The following is a 16,605-nucleotide window of genomic DNA, read 5'->3' as shown; positions in this document are numbered from 1 at the left end:
TTTGCTAGGAAGTGATAGACAGAGCGTTGGCAGTCGAAGCCAGCGCAAATCGTGCCGCGACGGCGACGGCGTCAGTTCGGCGCGACGCAATCCCGCGACCTTCGTGTTGCGATACGACCGAGAGTATATGCGCGTTTTCCACGAAATGTGACTAAACAAACAGGTCGGGAGACGCTGCGCAAAGGGGGTGATCCACGACTGGCAAGGGTTTGCGGCCGATTACCCAGGTCTTAAGACAGATATCTTATAGATGACCTGCGACGTATTATTTTTGGCTAAATGCGAATTGATCGCATTGATGAGCCGCGCTGTTATCGCGCTTTCAAGTCAGGCAGACGCAAATGCCTCGCGCGGTTCTTCTTCGCGCAGAATGTAGCCGAGTCCGCGCAGCGTCATGATCTTCGCTGTCGATGTCGCGAGATGCTTGCGCAGTCGGTGAATATAGATATCGATCGCATCGGCGCTCGGCTCTTCGTCGAGCGTAAAGATCTTGTCCATCAGCGTCGCCTTCGAAACGGTCTTGCCCTGCTTCAGCATCAGCGCTTCGAGGATCGCGTGTTCGCGGCGGCGCAACGGCAGGCGTTCGTCTTGCAGAGCGAATTCGCGTGAATCGAATAGATAACGCAGATTGCCGCATTCGATCGACTGCCCTCTGTCTCCCGAGGCCTGACGGCGAATCAGCGCCTTGATGCGCGCCACCAGTTCGCGCGCATCGAAGGGCTTGACGACATAATCGTCGGCACCGGCCGAAAAACAGTCCACCTTGTCGTCGGTCGAGCCATTCGCCGTCAGCATCAGCACCGGCACGTTGTCGCGCTTGCGCCGCAACCTCGCGAGCACCTCCTTGCCGCCCATGCCGGGCAGGCGCAGATCGAGCAGCACCGCGTCATAGCATTGCAGACCGAGCAGCGTCTCGGCGCATTCGCCGTTTTGCGCCCAGTCGATCGCGAATTGCTCGACCTGCATCAGGTTCATCACCCAGCGCGCGAGGTCCGCATCGTCTTCCACGAGCAGCAGTTTCATCGTTGTCTTCTCCTTTGCGACTCGCGCGACGTCAGATTGCGCCGGTCCATAAGCGCATCTCGACGGTCGCGACGAGGCCTGCGCCGCCTTGATTCGATTCGAGCGTCACGCTGCCGCCCTGGCGATGCGCAATCTCGCGCACGATCGGCAGCCCGAGTCCAGTCCCTTCCGCATAGCTCGACGCGCGATAGAAGCGCTCGAACACCCGTTCGCGTGCATCGGCCCTGATGCCGGGTCCGTTGTCGATCACGCGCACGATCGCCATCCCGTCGCGCCGCTGTGTGTGCACCGTGACGCGACCGCCCGCCTGTGTATAGCGCAGCGCATTGTCGACCAGATTGGTCACGAGCGCCGCGGTCAACGCTTCGTCGCCGGTCACGTACAAGCCGTCTTCCAGTTCCGCGCCCAAATCGATTTCTCGCGACTGCGCAAACGCGATCAGTTCTTCGAGCACGCCCGCGATCAACCCGCTCAGATCGATCCGCTCGCGCACGTTCACCGGCGCGGCCGACTCGGCCTGCGCAAGCAGCAACAGCTTGTTGGTCAGCGTGGTCAGCTTGCGGCTGCTCTTGTGCATGCCCGCAAGCGCTTCGTCAAGCGGGGCGTCGCGGCTATCGCGCTGCCGCGCGAACTGGATTTGCGCGGCCAGCAACGCGAGCGGCGTGCGTAACTGATGCGCGGCATCCGAGATGAATTGTCGCTGCGTCGCGGCCTGCTGGCCCATTCGCGCGATGCACTGGTTGATCGCCTCGACGATAGGCCGCAGTTCGACGTGCAGACGCGCAACGCGAATCGGTTCGAGTTGCGACGCATTGCGATCGGCGACATCGTCCTTTACCTTCATCAGCGGCAGCAGTTCGAAGGTCAGGCCCAGGTAGACGAACACCATCGCCAGTATCAGTGTCAGGACTTCGCCTGATAATTGCGGCCGCAGCAGACGCCACACCATCGCATCGCGCGAGCCCTCGGTCTTCGCGACCGCGACGATCACTTCCTCGGTATGTCCCGAATCGTAGAGCTGCCGCGCATAGGCGACCGCGCGCGCCGCGCGGCCATCGGCGAAATGCGTGGAATAAAGCGTCGGACTGTCGCTCACGTGCGCCGGCAGCGGCAAGTCGGGGATGCCCGCAAGCAGACGATGGTCGCTTGCCTCGACGCGATAGAACACAGTGTCCTGTTGCGGCGATTCGAACAGTTCGAGCGCGGCCGGCGGAATCTGGATCGACACCGAACCGTTGACCCAGTCGATATCCTCGCCGATGATCCGCATCGACGAAAGCAGCGCATCGTCCTGAACCAGGTCCGCGGTGTTCTGCGCGAACCGGTATGAGATGACGACGGAAATTGATACGAATGCCGCCAGCGGCAATAGCAACCACCATAACAAGCGTCCGCGCAAACTGCCTGAAAACACGATATGCCGATCCTTTTGTGCTCGAAGCAACCCGCGCGGTCAGCCCGCTTTCAAGGCTTCACGTCATTGACGAACTGATTGGTAAACGTGCGCGACAGGTCGATATGCCGCCCGATCACCGCCGGATTGAAACTCGACAGTACCTTGAGCACCGTCTGCGGACCGTCGGCGGGCATCTTGCCGTCGACGGTGTACATCGGCAGCGAGGCCTGCAACGCGCTGATATACAGCGCCCTGTCATTGCCGATGTCTTCGTTTGGCATCTGCGCGGCGATCTGTTCCGCGCTATGGGTGTGCATGTAGCGCAACGTTTTGACGAATGCACGCGCGAGTTTCGCGGCTTCGTCGGGATGCGCGTCGAGCCACGTGCTTTGCACATAGAGGCTCGACGCCGGATACATTCCCCCGAGCGCGGCGCGCGTGCCGTCGACATTGCGCATGTCGACCAGTACTTTCGCATCGCCCGCTTTCAATAGTTGAGTGACGGTCGGCTCGGTCGTCATACCCGCGTGAATGCGTCCTTGCCGCATCGCCGCGATGAAACTGCCGTCCGCGCCGACCGGCAGCAGCCTGTATTGCGTGGACGGCACGCCCGCGCGCTGCGCGAGGTATTGCGTCAGAAAACTCGTCGACGAGCCGAGCCCGGTTACGCCGAGCGTTTTGCCGCGCACGTCGGCCATGCTGCGGATCGAATCGGCCGATTTCGCCGCGACCAGTTGCACTTCACCGGGCACCTGGCTGAACACGACGATCGTCTTCACTTCCTTGCCGCGAGTCTGCAGATCGATCGTGTGATCGTAGAAGCCGACCACGCCCTGCACCGCGCCGGCGAGCATTTCGTTTTCGCCGTCGATGCCGGTCGGCTGTGACAGCAGTTCGACGTCGAGCCCTTCCGCCTTGAAATAGCCGAGCTGTTCGGCAAGCCGCGCCGGCAGGTAAATCAGCTTGTTGATGCCGCCCACCATGATCGCGAGTTTCTCTGGCGCGGCGGCTTGCGCAGGCGTCGCGAGTCGCGCGAGCGCGCCCAACGCGAGCGACGCCGCGACGGCGGCATACGCCGCGCGCGAGAAACGCGTCAGGGGAAGCTTCATTGCGGGTGTCTCCGTCATCTTGTCTGGGCGCCGCGCGGGTCGCCTGCCCGTGATTCTGAAGGGGCGAACCCTTCTCGATGCTTTCAGCGCGGTGTATGTTGCACGAACCTCGGGTTTATCCCGATCACTTCGGTGCCGCGCGTGGAAATGTCACGGCGATATGCACGCCCTTGCCGCCCTCGCCCGACTTCAGCGCGATCTCGCCGTGATGCGCGTCCGCGATTTCGCGCACGATCGCAAGGCCGAGGCCGGTGCCCTCGGTATCCGTCGACGCCCGAAAAAACGGCTCGAACACGCGGCTGCGCGATTCGGCCGGAATGCCGGGGCCGTTGTCGGTCACGCTCACGGTAACCGTATCGCCATCGGCATCTGCGCTCACGGCAACCGTCACGTGACCACCGCAGCCCGTATAGCGGATCGCGTTCTCGGCGAGATTCGCAACCAGTGCCAACAACAGGCCGCGATGTCCGAGCACCGGCGCCGCGCCGTGCAATTCCGCGCCCAGATCGATTTCACGCGCCTGCGCGAGCAGCCCGAGATCTTCGACGACCTCCATCGCGAGCGGCACCAGATCGACGCTTTCCAACGCCAGTTGCGAGTAGTCGGCGGCCTCGGCCTGCGCGAGCAACAGCAGCTTGTTGGTGAGACCGACCATCGAGCGATTGCTGCGATGCATCGCGGCAAGCGCCTCGTCGAGTGCCGGATTGAGGCCTTCCTGCTGCCGCGCGAACTGCAATTGCGTGCCTAGCAGCGTGAGCGGCGTGCGCAACTGATGCGCGGCGTCGGCAATAAAGCGCCGCTGCGCGGCCACCTGCACGCCGAGCCGCGCGATGCACTGATTGATCGCATCGACGATGGGCCGCAGTTCCGTATGCAGACGCTCGACGCGAATCGGTTCGAGCTGCATCGGATCGCGGTCGGCCACCTCGTCTTTCACCTTCATCAAGGGCCGCAACTCGAATGTGAGCCCGATGCAAACCAGTGCGACCGCCAGCGCGATCATTTCGAGCTGGCGCACGAGTTGTGGCCGCCATAGCTGTTGCGTCATCGCGTCGCGCGAGCGCACCGTCTTGCCGACCGTCACGCGCACGGGGCGCGCCGCGCCGTTGTCGTACATGAGCCGCACGATGTCGACGGCGCGCACCTGTTGGCCGTGCAACTCCGTGTAGTACGAGTCCGGCACGTCCGGCGCCAACAGCGGACGCCGCGGGAAATCAGGCGTACCCGCGAGCAGTTGTCCATCGTCGACCCGCACGCCATAAAACACCTGGTCGCGATACGGCGACGCGAAGATCTCCAGCGCGGCGGGCGGCACATCGACACGCAGAAAGCCGTCGCTCCATTCGATCTCGCCCGCGATCATCCGCGCCGACGCGACCAGCTGATTGTCCTGCACGAGATTCGCGGTGCTGCGCGCGTTGTCGTACTCGGTCTTGCCGGTCACGAACACATAGAGCGCGAGCGGCACGAGCAGCCACCACAGCAGGCGTATGCGCAGGCTATTGGCCATCGTTACTGGTCGTCTTCCTTCTTGCGCAGCAGATAGCCGAGCCCGCGCAGCGTGACGATCGCGGCCGAGCTGCCGTCGAGCTTCTTACGCAGACGGGAAATGTAGATCTCGACGGCGTCCTCGCTCGGCTCGTCGGCGAGCGTGAAGATCGCATCGACGAGCGCGGGCTTCGTCACGGTCTTGCCGAGGCGCAGGATCAGCGCTTCGAGCACCGAACGCTCGCGCGGCGTCACGTTCAGGGGCGCGCCCTTCAGCGTGAACTGGCGCGTGTCGATGTCGAACGACAAATCGCCGCACACCACCTCGCTCGCTTTCGACGGCGACTGCCGGCGAATCGCCACCTTGATGCGCGCAATCAGCTCGCGCACTTCGAACGGCTTCACCAGATAGTCGTCAGCGCCAGCGCCGAGCAGTTCCACCTTCTCGTCGATGGAGCCGCTGGCGGTGAGGATCAGCACCGGCGTCGCGTCGCCACGCTGACGCAGCCGGCGCAGTACGTTCTTGCCCGAGAGCTTCGGCAGGTTCAGGTCGAGCAGGATCACATCGTAGTGATTGGTGCGCAGCAGGCGGTCGGCTTCGTCGCCGTCCTGCACGGCGTCGAGCGCGAAAGCTTCCTGCTCCAGCATCTTCGCGAGCCAGTGCGCAAGTGTGGGGTTGTCTTCGATCAACAGCAGCTTCATGGCGGCAACGGCAAAAGTCAGGCCGTCGATTGTGCCTTAAAACAAGGAGTCTGCGCGCATGCTGTGCGGTTTGCCGCATATGTACAGCGCCTGCCGCGAGCGCGGCGGCGATTCCGGCGCACTGTCGGGGCATTGGTCGGCGCATTGGTCGGCGCATTCTCGGGTTAACACCCATGGTTTGCCCCAAACCCCGAAAGCTGGCAGAAGGTTTCGCGTTTCTATAATCGGTGCCATTGACCCAGAAAAGCGCCGCGCGCCACAGTCGCGGCGACCAACCTAAGGAGACTGCTTCATGCGTACCTTGCGCCAGATTGCCGCTGTATCAGGTGTTGCGTTCGCGCTTGCCGCCGCTTCGGCCGCCGCTCACGCCGAGAAGATCACGATCATGGTCGGCGGCGCCACCAAGATCATCTATCTGCCGGCCAAGCTCACCGAGCAGCTCGGCTACTTCAAGGACGAAGGCCTCGACGTCGAGATCCTGTCGCAGCCGGCCGGTGTCGATGCGGAGAACGAACTGCTCGCGGGCGCGGTGCAAGGCGTAGTCGGCTTCTACGATCATACGATCGATCTGCAGAGCAAGGGCAAGGAAGTGCAGGCGCTCGTCGTCTTCGGCCAGGTGCCGGGCGAAGTCGAAATGGTCTCGACGAAGGCGGCCGATTCGCTGAAGAGCATGGCCGACGTCAAAGGCAAGACGCTCGGCGTGACCGGCCTCGGTTCGTCGACGAGCTTCCTCACACAGTACCTCGCGCAGCGCGCGGGCGTGCCGTCGACGCAATACACGATGTTGCCGGTCGGGGCGGACAACAGCTTTATCGCCGCCATCAAGCAAAACCGCATCGACGCCGGCATGACCACCGAGCCGACCGTCTCCCAACTGCTGAAGACCGGCGACGCGAAGGTGCTGGTCGACATGCGCAACGTGGAAGGCACGCGCGCCGCGCTCGGCGGCACTTACCCCGCGTCGAGCTTCTACGTGCAGCGCGCGTGGGCCGAATCGCACAAGGACGAGGCCGCCAAGCTGTCGCATGCGTTCGCGAAGACGCTGAACTTCATCGCGACGCATAGCGCCGAGGACATCGCCGCGCAGATGCCGAAGGACTACTACGGCAACAACAAGGACCTGTACGTGAACGCGCTGAAGGCGTCGCAGCCGATGTTCACGAAGGACGGCAAGATGCCCGCCGACGGCCCGGATACGGTGCTCAAGGTGCTCTCCGCATTCAATCCTTCGGTGAAGGGCAAGCATATCGATCTTGCCAAGACCTACACCAACGACTACGTGTCGGCGCCGGTCAAGACCGCGTCGAAGTAACCAACGCTTCCTTAATATTCACAGCACTACGAGGCACCCGCCGATGAATCAACCTATGTCACGCGAGACGCCTGCGATCGAAATGCGCAACGTGTCGTGCCGTTTCATTTCCCCGGACGGCAAGGCCACGGTCGCGCTGCGCGACTTCAGCATGTCGGTGGCACGCGGCGAGTTCGTCGCGGTCGTCGGCCCGACCGGCTGCGGCAAGTCCACCACGCTCAGCATGATCACCGGCTTGCTGAAGCCGACCACCGGCGAAGTGCGCGTGATGGGCGCGCCGGTGGACGGCATCGATCCGCGCATCGGTTTCGTGTTCCAGGCCGATGCGGTGTTTCCGTGGCGCTCGGTGATCGATAACGTCGCGGCGGGTCCGCTCTATCGCGGCCGCTCGAAATCGGCCGCCTACGACGAAGCGAACGAATGGCTGCGCCGCGTGGGCCTCGACAAGTTCGGGAATCACTATCCGCATCAACTGTCCGGCGGCATGCGCAAGCGCGTCGCACTTGCGCAGACCTTCATCAACAAGCCGGAAATCCTGCTGATGGACGAGCCGTTCTCGGCGCTCGACATGCAGACGCGCACGTTGATGCAGGACGAGTTGCTGCAATTGTGGGGCGGCGCCGGCTCGGTCGTGTTCGTCACGCACGACCTCGAAGAGGCGATTGCGCTCGCCGACCGCGTGTTCGTGCTGACCGCGCGCCCGGCCACGCTGAAGAAAGTCTACGAAATCGATCTGCCGCGACCGCGTGTCACGTCGGAGGTCCGCTACGACTCACGTTTCATCGAAATTTCGCGCGATATCTGGCACGACCTGCGCGAAGAAGTGCAGATCGGTTAATCAAGGAATGGCAAACATGTCTACACCCTCTCAACAGATGATGCCCTCGGGCATCGACGCCGCTTCCCTCGCTCACGTCGAGCGAATCGCGCAGAAGAAGATCCGCCAGCGCCACGTTCTGGTGATTTCGCTGCGCATTCTCCTGCTCGTGGTCGTGCTCGGCGGCTGGGAACTGTCCGCGCGCCTGAAGTGGATCGACCCGTTCTTCTTCTCGATGCCGACCGATATCTTCGCGCAGATCGTCGACTGGTTCGTGAACGGTACGTCGCAAGGGCCGCTGCTCACGCAGGTGTGGGTCACGCTCGAGGAAACGGGGCTCGGCTTCATCATCGGTTCGATCGGGGGCATCTTCTGCGGCATCGTGCTCGGCCGCAACAAGCTGCTCTCCGACGTATTCAGCCTCTACATCAAGATCGCCAACTCGATTCCGCGCGTCGTGCTCGGCTCGGTGTTCGTGATTGCACTCGGGCTCGGCATGGCATCGAAAGTCGCGCTCGCGGTCGTGATGGTGTTCTTCGTCGTGTTCGCCAACGCGTTCCAGGGCGTGCGCGAAGCGGATCGCTACATGATCGCGAATGCGCAGATTCTCGGCGCGTCGCGCCGTCAGGTGACGACCTCGGTGGTGATTCCGTCGGCGCTGAGCTGGATTCTCGCGAGCCTGCACGTGAGCTTCGGCTTCGCGTTGGTCGGCGCGGTGGTCGGCGAGTTTCTCGGCTCGAAGCAGGGCATCGGTTTGCTGATCTCCACCGCGCAGGGCGCGTTCAATGCCAGCGGCGTGTTCGCGGCGATGATCGTGCTGGCGGTGGTGGCCCTGGCCGCCGACTATCTGCTGACCTCGGTGGAGAATCGATTGTTGAAGTGGCGACCGAGTTCGGTTTGAGTCGCGGCGACGCGGGTCGCCAAAAAAGTTCTCTTTCAGGAATGCCGCTCAGTCTGCCGGACTGAGCGGCATTTTTATTCGCTAGCCGCTTATTCTGTCTCCCGCCGACAAACGCTTTGCGCGAATACGTTTGCGGCCGCGCAACACTTCTTTCTTTCCAATCCCCGCACCATAAGCCAACAGGCGGCTACCGATCGCGGCTCGAAGCGAGGTGGGTCATGTCGAGTGTACACAGTCAACGCCGATCGACGAACGGGTACAGCCGCCCGTTCATGCGCGCCAACGCAGCGAATCGCCGCCATCGTCCTCATTCGAGCGGATTCGTGCTGTTCGGCTTGCACACCGCCGGTGTGATCGGCCGCGGACCGAAGCGGCTGTGGCCGTATGTATTGCCCTGGGTGTTCGCCATCCTGACGATCGGCTTCTTATGCCTCGTCGTGCGCGGCGTGTTTACGCGTCAATTGCTGGTGCCGCCGGTCGCATCCCCGCAAACGCTCAGCGAACGTGGCTATACGTCGAACTTTCTCGCCGAGCGGATCATGTCGGCGATGAAGGAAATCGGGCAGGACGCCGAATCGATTCCGCACGACACGATGACCGGCAACGATGCGCAACCGGACATCCAGATTCCGGGGCAGGAGATGTCGTACGCGTCGACCGTGCGCTTCCTCAAAGGTGTCCTCAATCGCAACGATGTCGCCGTACACGTCGGCATTACGAAGACGAATAACAGCGCGGATTCGTACGCTGCGCACGTGCAGATAGAAGGCGGCCCATTCAACGCCCGCGAGAGCATGGTGCCGTTCGAAGGGCGCGACCTCGAGAAGTTCGTGCGCGACATTGCGGTCATGGCGATGCGCCTCGCCGAACCGAACATCCTCGCCAGTCATCTTTTCACGCAGGTGCAAAAGACCAAATGCTCGGTCGCGCATTGCGACTATCGCGAGATCGTCGGCATCTATGACGAAGTCCTCGCGCTGCCCGCCTCGGAGCAAGCCGAATGGGCGCTCGCGGGCAAGGCGTGGTTGCTTAACAGTCAGCGGCGGTCGAAAGAAGCCGAGCAGCAGATCCGCGAAGCGTTGACCCAGCACAAGCACTCGGCGGTGCTGCGCGCGAGTCTGGGCATTGCGCTCGAACAGCAGAACCGCATCGACGATGCACTGAAGGAACTGCGGGCCGGCGCGAACGAAAAGTCGCGCACCGCCGAAAACCTGCGGCTACTCGGCGATGTGTTGTTGCATGCGAACCGCGATCGCGAAGCACTCGACGCATTCAGCAAGGCCGCCGACCTGAAGCCCGACTCCGTCGACACGCTGCACGACTGGGCCGAGGCGCTGGTCAAAACCGGCCACGACGACGATGCGATCGACAAGCTCTCGCACGCTGTCGCGTTGCGTCCCGATCTCGCTCCGTCCTTTGTGGAATGGGGCCGCGCGCTGGAACACAAGGGCGCGCTGCCCGAGGCGGCGCGCAAATACGCGCAGGCATTGCAGCTCGACGCCAGCACGCTGTCGGCGCACGAACGCGAGCTCGCGCGCTCGGCGGGCGCATCGCCGGACGCAGACGACACGCAGACCTCGAGGCCCGACCTGCGCGTCGAGCCCGTTTCGAATCCAATGATGACGCCGTATCCGCTCCGGGCATCGCTCGATACGGTGCGCGACGCCGGAGGGCAAGCGATGCAAGCGGCTTGAGCCGCGCGCATTGCCGATTTCAGTTGTCGGCACAGCCGAAGAGGAGACAGATCGATGGACAGCTTCGAAGACGCATTCAAAGCCTTGATCGGAAACGAAGGCGGATACGGCTTCAATCCGGCCGATCCGGGCGGCGAAACGATGTGGGGCGTGACGGCGCGCGTCGCGCGCAGCGAGGGCTATAACGGCGCGCTGAAAGACCTGCCGCTCGATACCGCCCATCAGATCGCCAAGCGCAGGTACTGGGACCCGTTGCATCTCGACGAACTCGATCCGCGCGTGGCCTTCCAGATTTTCGATGCGAACTACAACGGCGGCCTCGTCGTGCTGTGGATGCAGAAAGCTTCCGGCGCGAGGGAAGACGGCAAGTTCGGCCCCGACACGCTCGATGCGGTCAAGAACGTCGATCCGATGAAGTTCGTGATGCGCTTCGCCGCGTATCGCCTGCGGTACCTGCGCAACCTGCATTCGTGGCCGAATTTCAGCCGCGGCTGGACCGAACGCATGGCAGCCGATCTTCTCCTGGGAGCAGCATGATGGACTGGTCTAAAGTAGCGACGAACATCAACAGCACCGCCCCGCTTCTCGCCGGGCTCGTGGGTGGTCCGGTCGGCCTCGGCGTGACCGCTGCCGCCGCGATCATCTCGCACGCACTCGGCACGCCGAGTGATCCGACCTATGTGGAACGCGCGTTGAACGACCCCGGCGCGCTCGAAAAGATTCGCCAGGCCGAAAACGCCAACTCGCTGCAATTGCAGCAGTTGATGGTGACGGCGGCGCAGTCGAGCCTCGCGCACGAAAGCGACATGGCCCGCATCGCCACGAGCGACATCGCAAGCGCACGCGCGATGGCTGTTGCCAATCGCGACTGGGTGCCGAAGGTACTCGCGATGGCGGTCACCACCGGCTTCTTCGGCATTCTGCTGCTGATGGCGTTCCAGCCTCTGCCGGGCACCAACAAGGATCTCGTCAATGTGATCGTCGGCGCGTTGGGAACCGCGTGGATCAGCATCATCGGCTATTACTTCGGCACGTCGGTCGGCTCGAAGCGCAAGACCGAGCTGCTCGCGAAGCCGAGTGTGCCGGTCACGGCCGATAGCGCGTTGACGCTGCGCGAACCGGCGTCGCAGTCGGGTTCGCCCGCACCGGCGGCGGCAGCGCCGTCCGGCGACACGTTCCCGTCGTTCGCGCCGGGCGCTCAAGGTCCGATCTTCTCGGGCGGCAGTTGAGTCGATCCTACGTTAAGCGAATCAAGCACGTGACGAAATACGCTGAGCGTCGCGCGCAGGGTCGTCTGGAAGCGAGGCTCTTTCGCAAGCGCGCGTTTTACGCTAACTTTGCAACGCGAAGTCCATCCCGTCCCGAGTGGAGCAATAAAAATGAGTGGCGTCGAGCAGAACGCGCAGAACGATGCGATCGAACACGTCGTACTGCTGCTGATGGAGAATCACTCCTTCGACCAGATGCTCGGCTGCCTCGACGCCGTGCACGACAAGCTGGACGGCGTGCGCAACGCGGCCGGCAAATTGAACGCCGACGGTCAAGGCAACGCCTTCTATCCGCGTGAGACGCGCGAGCGGCAGATGAAGCACGATCCGAATCACGAGCACAAGGCCGTGATGGAACAGATCGCCGCGGACAACAGCGGCTTCGTGCGTTCGTTCGTGAACGGCTATCCGAAGAGCAGCCTCGCCGCCCGGCAAGACGTGATGGGCTATTACCCGCTCGGCTTTCTGCCCGCGCTGCACACGCTCGGTTCGCAATTCACCGTGTGCGACCGGTGGTTCTCGTCATTGCCGGGGCCGACGTGGCCGAACCGTTTCTTCGCGCTGACAGGTACGTCGAAAGGCGAGATAGAAATGCCCGCGGGACTCGCCGGGCTCAACCCGCGCTGGTACACCGAGCAGGATCAGGACACCATCTTCGATCGGCTGAATGTCGCGCACAAAACATGGAGCGTCTACTTCTACGACTTCCCCGCTTCGCTGCTGCTGAAAAACCAGCGAAGCGCGGAAAACCTCGCGAATTACCGCTCTTTCGACAGGTTCTTCGAGGACGCAGCGGGACCCGCCGATCGATTTCCGCACTTCGTACTGATCGAGCCGAAGTACTTCGGCGAAGCGCAGAACGACGATCATCCGCCGCATAACATCATGAAGGCGGAGAAGCTGATCGCGGATACCTACAACGCGCTGCGCTCGAATCAGGCGCTGTGGGAGCGCACCTTATTGGTGATTCTCTACGATGAGCACGGCGGTTTCTACGATCACGTATCGCCTCCGGCCGACGCCGTCGCACCCGACGAGCACACTGCAAGCTTCGATTTCAAGCGACTCGGCGTACGCGTTCCCGCGATCCTGGTGTCGCCGTGGTGCGAAGCTGGCGTGTGCAACGAACGATTCGATCATTGCAGCTTGCTGAAGCACCTGTGCGACAAGTGGCAAATGCCGCCGCTCGGCAAGCGCACCGAGGCGTCCGCCAACATCGGTGTGGCGATTCGCCGTGGCGGCGGCGCGCGAACCGATACGCCGGCGTTTATTCGCGTGCCCAATCAATCGCTGATTGCGGAGCACGTCGAGCTGGAGCGCAAATCGTCGAACGGCAATCAGCATGGCCTGCATCATTTCGCCGACTATCTGCACGCGGAGCTGGACCGGCTCGCCGCGGAGTCGGTCGAGGCGGCCGCGCAACTGGCGCGCACCGGCAACGCTTGGGTGCGCTTCAAGAGCGCGCTGGGCTCGCTGATGATGAGTGTCGGCCAGTGGCTCAGCAAAGACTTCTACGACGCACGCGACCAGCGCGATGCGCGCACGAGTCAGGCGTTCACACGCTTGCGGCAATCGGTTCGCGGCGCGACGCCGGGCATCGCCAGAAACGATGCGGAAGCAACGGCCTCGTCCGTCAGTCCGGTGTCGGAGAAATAGCACTCGGCAAAGCCGCGGGCAGCGCAAAGCGTTGTTGGATGCCGGCGTTCATGAAATCTGGACTCTGGATTTCTTCGACTATTTCAATAGCTCTGACGCAGTGCACGGTTGGCCGTCACGGTATTGGTGAAACCGAAAATTTCGGGTGGGGACCGCCGCAGCGCAGCGCCGCCGGCTGTTTTCCCGGTGACAAGCTTCATCGGCGGACAACGGGCCAGCTACGGTCGTTCGCGTCAAGTGTCCAGATCGTTGCCAACCGCTGTTTGACCGCACAGGACCGGTCAGTGTCGGCAATTCCCGAGATCACTTCTCTGTATGCCACTCTTCATTCTCGATGGGTATGTCGATTCTTCTTTGCATAATTACTCCGGTTGTTGTAATTGTCTGCTGGCCGGGACGCGAATGGGTAAAAGAGCGCGAGCGCCTATCTTGCTTGTTAGGGCGGGAGAGGTTTTGAAAATCTGAGCAACAGATTGCAGCCGGCTTCCGCCTTTGCCAGAGGCGAACGGCTGGTCTGGTCTCGGAAGGCCCGATTGGACGGGTTCGCCGCGCCTCCGGTCATGCAGTGCGTTTATGCGCACCGAGTACGGCCCCCAAACGCCTTGGCAACTTTGAATCGACCTTACCAAGGCAGCCCTTCCACACGGTTGCGAACGTTCGCATCCCATTGCCTCCCAGAACCTTCGCGGCTTCAGCGGACTGTCTCGATCGTTCAATCTTTCCAAGGCGGCGGTTGAATAGGGAGGGGTTTCAGTTGTAGCGTCCTTGAACTTCATGCAACCAACGGCGACTTGACTCTCCGAAGAATCGTTGAGGTTCGGTATTCCGACTGACCGCTGCGGGTCGATTTGAGGCGAATCGCGGACCACCTTGCTCCCGCAAGGGATGTCGGTGTTAACCCTCAAAGTTCCGCGCTTTTATATCAAATATCGCAATAAACATTACTTATATCGCCAGTTACTCTGTCCAGTTCACCAATCTACAATGCAATCACTGACTACGAACAAGCAAGTTCGCAGCAACAAAAAACCCTGAACTGGAGGTAAGTATCATGAAATCGCTAATTCAAGCCGTTGTCATCGCCGTCGCTATCGCCGCTCCGGTCGCTGCGTTTGCGCAAGCCAACCAGCCCGTGACTCGCGCTCAGGTACGCGCCGAACTGGTCCAACTCGAACAGGCCGGCTATCAACCTGGTCACGCCGACCCGCACTACCCGGCTGACATCCAGGCTGCGCAAGCCCGCGTCGACGCGCAAAACGGCGTCGGCCAGGCCGCTACCGGCTTCGGTGGTGTGGAGAGCGGTACGTCGCAATCGAGCCATGCGGTTCCGAGTGTTGGCCCGAAGTCGGTCTACTTCGGTCATTAAGCGGCAGGCAGCAAGCGGCTCGTTAAGCTCAGCAGTTGTGTCGCCCGAAGCCGTACGGCGGCGACCCGAACCGCCAGCGCTTCCGAACGGCGCGTCCTTGCGACGCGCACCCCCGATTCAAAATGAACTGGCCCGCAGCTCGGGTATCTCCGAGCGCGGGCCAGTTCATATGTGGTTACCTCCGTCATCGGGCTCCCGATGACTTCGCCCGGACCTTCACGGTCTGGGCGCTTTTTCGCGGCGCTCCACGTGCGCCGCGACGAATCTGTAGCTGCCGGCGCTCAGTCGCGCGCGATCAGATTGCCGACCTGGCCGCGCCCGGTCACGAGGCAACTCGACAGGAAGCTCTCGCTCTGCGCGCTCGCGCCAGCGTCACCAAAGCCCTTTTTCAATGCATCGGATTTGACGAGCGCCGCGCCCTGGTGACACGTCATCGTGCCGACCTCGCCCGCCTGCGCACGCATCAACGCCCGATCCGCCATCAAATAGCCAAGCAAAAGCACCAACGCAATATTGAACGCCTGTCGCATGGGTCGTCTCCTTTTCGAAGAGACTAACGCGAAGCGCGAATGCAGTGGCCTAGGGCTTTCCCGATTGCTGACTATTCAATGATCAAGCACAAACCGCGGGCGCTGCGTGCGATTCGTAGTGCGTTGAAGCGATTCGGTTTTATTCGATGCGCGTAGCCGTGCGTGCAACCGTAGGCGTTTACGCCTACAGCCGCGCCGCGATTCGCGCGATGCGGCTATTGATCGCATTTCGCATGAGCACATTCGACGGCACCAGCAGCAGCGACGACGCGATGATCCGATACACGCGATGGCGCGTCACCTTCGACACTTTCGCCGGATCGAGCCATGCGTCGTTGTCCGCGAGCAGCAGCAAGGTGTCCAGGCCGATCAGGATCGGCCACAGGCAGGCGAGCCGCAAGCGCACCGCGCTCGCCGGAATCGCGAGCGTATAGTCGAGCGCCGCGCGGAAATGATCGAGGGTCTTGCGCAGAAGCTCGGCGAGCAGCGGCCGCGCGCGCAACGAATTGGCCGATTGCAGCAGATCGCGCGCGTTCAGACCGTGGCGCTCGAGCATGCTCTGCGGCAGATAGCAGCGGCCGATGCGCAAGTCTTTGCCGCAATCGCGCAGCACGTTGGTCATTTGCAATGCCTTGCCGAAACGCACGCCACGCTGCTTCATCGTGTCGGGCTGTTCTTTCAGCGTGCCCGGCATGTGCGCGTAAGTCATCGTGGTCCAGAACTCGCCGACGCACCCCGCGACCAGATACGTATAGCGATCGAGTTCGTCGTATTCGCGCAGCGCCGCGATCTGGCCGGAGCGTTCGTCGGGGTACGTGCGCAAATCGAATTCCATGCCTTCGGTCAGTGTGGTGACGATCGCGCGCACCGCGTGGCGGTCGGACTCGCTCAGTTGTGCGAGCGCGTCGAGTGCGGGGCTCAACGATTCGAGCAGCAGCTTTTCATCCGACTGTGCCTGTTGATCCGCGAGTTCCGTGGCGATGCGCTGGAACGGCGCGCTGTCGACGGCCACACCATTGACCTGATCGCGCAGCGCGAGCAGCAATTCGAGGCGTTGACCCGGAGCAATCAGCGAGGTGTCCGCAATCGTATCGGCCGCACGCGCGAGCAGATACGCGAGGCCGATCGGATCGCGCATGCCGATGGGCAGCACGCGCAGCGTCAGATAGAAGGAGCGTGAAACGCCTTTCAGGAGCGGGCCGAGAAGGAAGGCCCGGGTCGGTTCCGGCATGGGTTGGGTTGGATTGGTTGGCAAATAGGCGGGGAAAAGCCCGCGGTGATCAGGCGCTGCCGAATTGTATACGTCCAGCCGCGGCTGATAACAGGACACTGCCGCGACTCTT

At 62.4% G+C, this 16,605-nt stretch carries 15 protein-coding genes; 8 read left to right on the top strand and 7 right to left on the bottom strand.

The genetic code is table 11. The features are described from left to right. Positions 1 to 327: 327 nt before the first annotated feature. From OKW43_RS07465 to OKW43_RS07445, 5 genes are all read right to left on the bottom strand, one after another. A complete protein-coding gene (locus OKW43_RS07465) occupies positions 328 to 1,023 on the bottom strand; it encodes a response regulator transcription factor (RefSeq protein WP_187634425.1) in 696 nt (231 codons plus the stop codon). Positions 1,024 to 1,054: 31 nt separating this feature from the next. Next, a complete protein-coding gene (locus OKW43_RS07460) occupies positions 1,055 to 2,437 on the bottom strand; it encodes a sensor histidine kinase (RefSeq protein WP_187634424.1) in 1,383 nt (460 codons plus the stop codon). Between the two features lie 50 nt (positions 2,438 to 2,487). Further along, entirely contained in the window at positions 2,488 to 3,528 is a 1,041-nt protein-coding gene (locus tag OKW43_RS07455; protein WP_187634423.1) for an ABC transporter substrate-binding protein, read from the bottom strand. Between the two features lie 124 nt (positions 3,529 to 3,652). Further along, on the bottom strand, positions 3,653 to 5,038 hold the full coding sequence (locus tag OKW43_RS07450) for a sensor histidine kinase (RefSeq protein WP_187634422.1): 1,386 nt from the start codon (positions 5,036 to 5,038) through the stop codon (positions 3,653 to 3,655). A 2-nt stretch (positions 5,039 to 5,040) separates the two neighbouring features. Beyond that, positions 5,041 to 5,718 carry a response regulator gene (locus tag OKW43_RS07445; RefSeq protein ID WP_187634421.1) on the bottom strand — a complete coding sequence of 226 codons (678 nt, stop codon included), beginning with the start codon at positions 5,716 to 5,718 and terminating at the stop codon, positions 5,041 to 5,043. Between the two features lie 292 nt (positions 5,719 to 6,010). Here OKW43_RS07445 and OKW43_RS07440 point away from each other — a divergent pair, with 292 nt between their 5' ends. The 8 genes from OKW43_RS07440 (at position 6,011) to OKW43_RS07405 (ending at position 14,732) form a co-directional block, all read left to right on the top strand. Beyond that, positions 6,011 to 7,030, top strand: a complete 1,020-nt coding sequence (locus tag OKW43_RS07440) for an ABC transporter substrate-binding protein (RefSeq protein ID WP_187634420.1) — start codon at positions 6,011 to 6,013, stop codon at positions 7,028 to 7,030. Positions 7,031 to 7,073: 43 nt separating this feature from the next. Then, positions 7,074 to 7,868, top strand: a complete 795-nt coding sequence (locus OKW43_RS07435) for an ABC transporter ATP-binding protein (RefSeq protein ID WP_187634419.1) — start codon at positions 7,074 to 7,076, stop codon at positions 7,866 to 7,868. A 16-nt stretch (positions 7,869 to 7,884) separates the two neighbouring features. After that, a complete protein-coding gene (locus OKW43_RS07430) occupies positions 7,885 to 8,748 on the top strand; it encodes an ABC transporter permease (protein ID WP_429446265.1) in 864 nt (287 codons plus the stop codon). A gap of 218 nt (positions 8,749 to 8,966) precedes the next feature. Then, a complete protein-coding gene (locus OKW43_RS07425) occupies positions 8,967 to 10,442 on the top strand; it encodes a tetratricopeptide repeat protein (RefSeq protein WP_429446263.1) in 1,476 nt (491 codons plus the stop codon). Between the two features lie 54 nt (positions 10,443 to 10,496). Beyond that, positions 10,497 to 10,979 (top strand): glycoside hydrolase family 108 protein, encoded by a 483-nt coding sequence (locus tag OKW43_RS07420; protein ID WP_187634416.1) that lies wholly within the window; start codon positions 10,497 to 10,499, stop codon positions 10,977 to 10,979. Next, positions 10,979 to 11,671 (top strand): hypothetical protein, encoded by a 693-nt coding sequence (locus OKW43_RS07415; RefSeq protein ID WP_187634415.1) that lies wholly within the window; start codon positions 10,979 to 10,981, stop codon positions 11,669 to 11,671. The genes OKW43_RS07420 and OKW43_RS07415 overlap by 1 nt, the downstream gene beginning before the upstream one ends. 150 nt (positions 11,672 to 11,821) lie before the next feature. After that, positions 11,822 to 13,366: an alkaline phosphatase family protein gene (locus tag OKW43_RS07410; RefSeq protein WP_429446260.1), complete on the top strand. Its 1,545-nt coding sequence runs from the start codon at positions 11,822 to 11,824 to the stop codon at positions 13,364 to 13,366. Between the two features lie 1,051 nt (positions 13,367 to 14,417). After that, positions 14,418 to 14,732, top strand: a complete 315-nt coding sequence (locus tag OKW43_RS07405) for a DUF4148 domain-containing protein (RefSeq protein ID WP_429446258.1) — start codon at positions 14,418 to 14,420, stop codon at positions 14,730 to 14,732. 281 nt (positions 14,733 to 15,013) lie between these two features. Here OKW43_RS07405 and OKW43_RS07400 read toward each other — a convergent pair whose 3' ends face one another. After that, entirely contained in the window at positions 15,014 to 15,262 is a 249-nt protein-coding gene (locus tag OKW43_RS07400) for a hypothetical protein (protein WP_187634412.1), read from the bottom strand. Positions 15,263 to 15,446: 184 nt separating this feature from the next. Beyond that, positions 15,447 to 16,493: a phytoene/squalene synthase family protein gene (locus OKW43_RS07395; RefSeq protein ID WP_187634411.1), complete on the bottom strand. Its 1,047-nt coding sequence runs from the start codon at positions 16,491 to 16,493 to the stop codon at positions 15,447 to 15,449. Positions 16,494 to 16,605: the final 112 nt, after the last annotated feature.

This window comes from Paraburkholderia sp. WC7.3g, assembly GCF_050436345.1.
Classification (GTDB): domain Bacteria; phylum Pseudomonadota; class Gammaproteobacteria; order Burkholderiales; family Burkholderiaceae; genus Paraburkholderia; species Paraburkholderia podalyriae.
Note: the sequence above shows the minus strand (reverse complement) of the source record. Positions and strands in the feature narration are given on the sequence as shown.

Coding starts and splice junctions, on each gene's coding strand:
- OKW43_RS07430 (WP_429446265.1), top strand. CDS start 7,885: ATGTCTACACCCTCTCAACAGATGATGCCCTCGGGCATCGACGCCGCT.
- OKW43_RS07425 (WP_429446263.1), top strand. CDS start 8,967: ATGTCGAGTGTACACAGTCAACGCCGATCGACGAACGGGTACAGCCGC.
- OKW43_RS07465 (WP_187634425.1), bottom strand. CDS start 1,023: ATGAAACTGCTGCTCGTGGAAGACGATGCGGACCTCGCGCGCTGGGTG.
- OKW43_RS07420 (WP_187634416.1), top strand. CDS start 10,497: ATGGACAGCTTCGAAGACGCATTCAAAGCCTTGATCGGAAACGAAGGC.
- OKW43_RS07415 (WP_187634415.1), top strand. CDS start 10,979: ATGGACTGGTCTAAAGTAGCGACGAACATCAACAGCACCGCCCCGCTT.
- OKW43_RS07450 (WP_187634422.1), bottom strand. CDS start 5,038: ATGGCCAATAGCCTGCGCATACGCCTGCTGTGGTGGCTGCTCGTGCCG.
- OKW43_RS07400 (WP_187634412.1), bottom strand. CDS start 15,262: ATGCGACAGGCGTTCAATATTGCGTTGGTGCTTTTGCTTGGCTATTTG.
- OKW43_RS07435 (WP_187634419.1), top strand. CDS start 7,074: ATGAATCAACCTATGTCACGCGAGACGCCTGCGATCGAAATGCGCAAC.
- OKW43_RS07445 (WP_187634421.1), bottom strand. CDS start 5,718: ATGAAGCTGCTGTTGATCGAAGACAACCCCACACTTGCGCACTGGCTC.
- OKW43_RS07405 (WP_429446258.1), top strand. CDS start 14,418: ATGAAATCGCTAATTCAAGCCGTTGTCATCGCCGTCGCTATCGCCGCT.
- OKW43_RS07455 (WP_187634423.1), bottom strand. CDS start 3,528: ATGAAGCTTCCCCTGACGCGTTTCTCGCGCGCGGCGTATGCCGCCGTC.
- OKW43_RS07395 (WP_187634411.1), bottom strand. CDS start 16,493: ATGCCGGAACCGACCCGGGCCTTCCTTCTCGGCCCGCTCCTGAAAGGC.
- OKW43_RS07410 (WP_429446260.1), top strand. CDS start 11,822: ATGAGTGGCGTCGAGCAGAACGCGCAGAACGATGCGATCGAACACGTC.
- OKW43_RS07440 (WP_187634420.1), top strand. CDS start 6,011: ATGCGTACCTTGCGCCAGATTGCCGCTGTATCAGGTGTTGCGTTCGCG.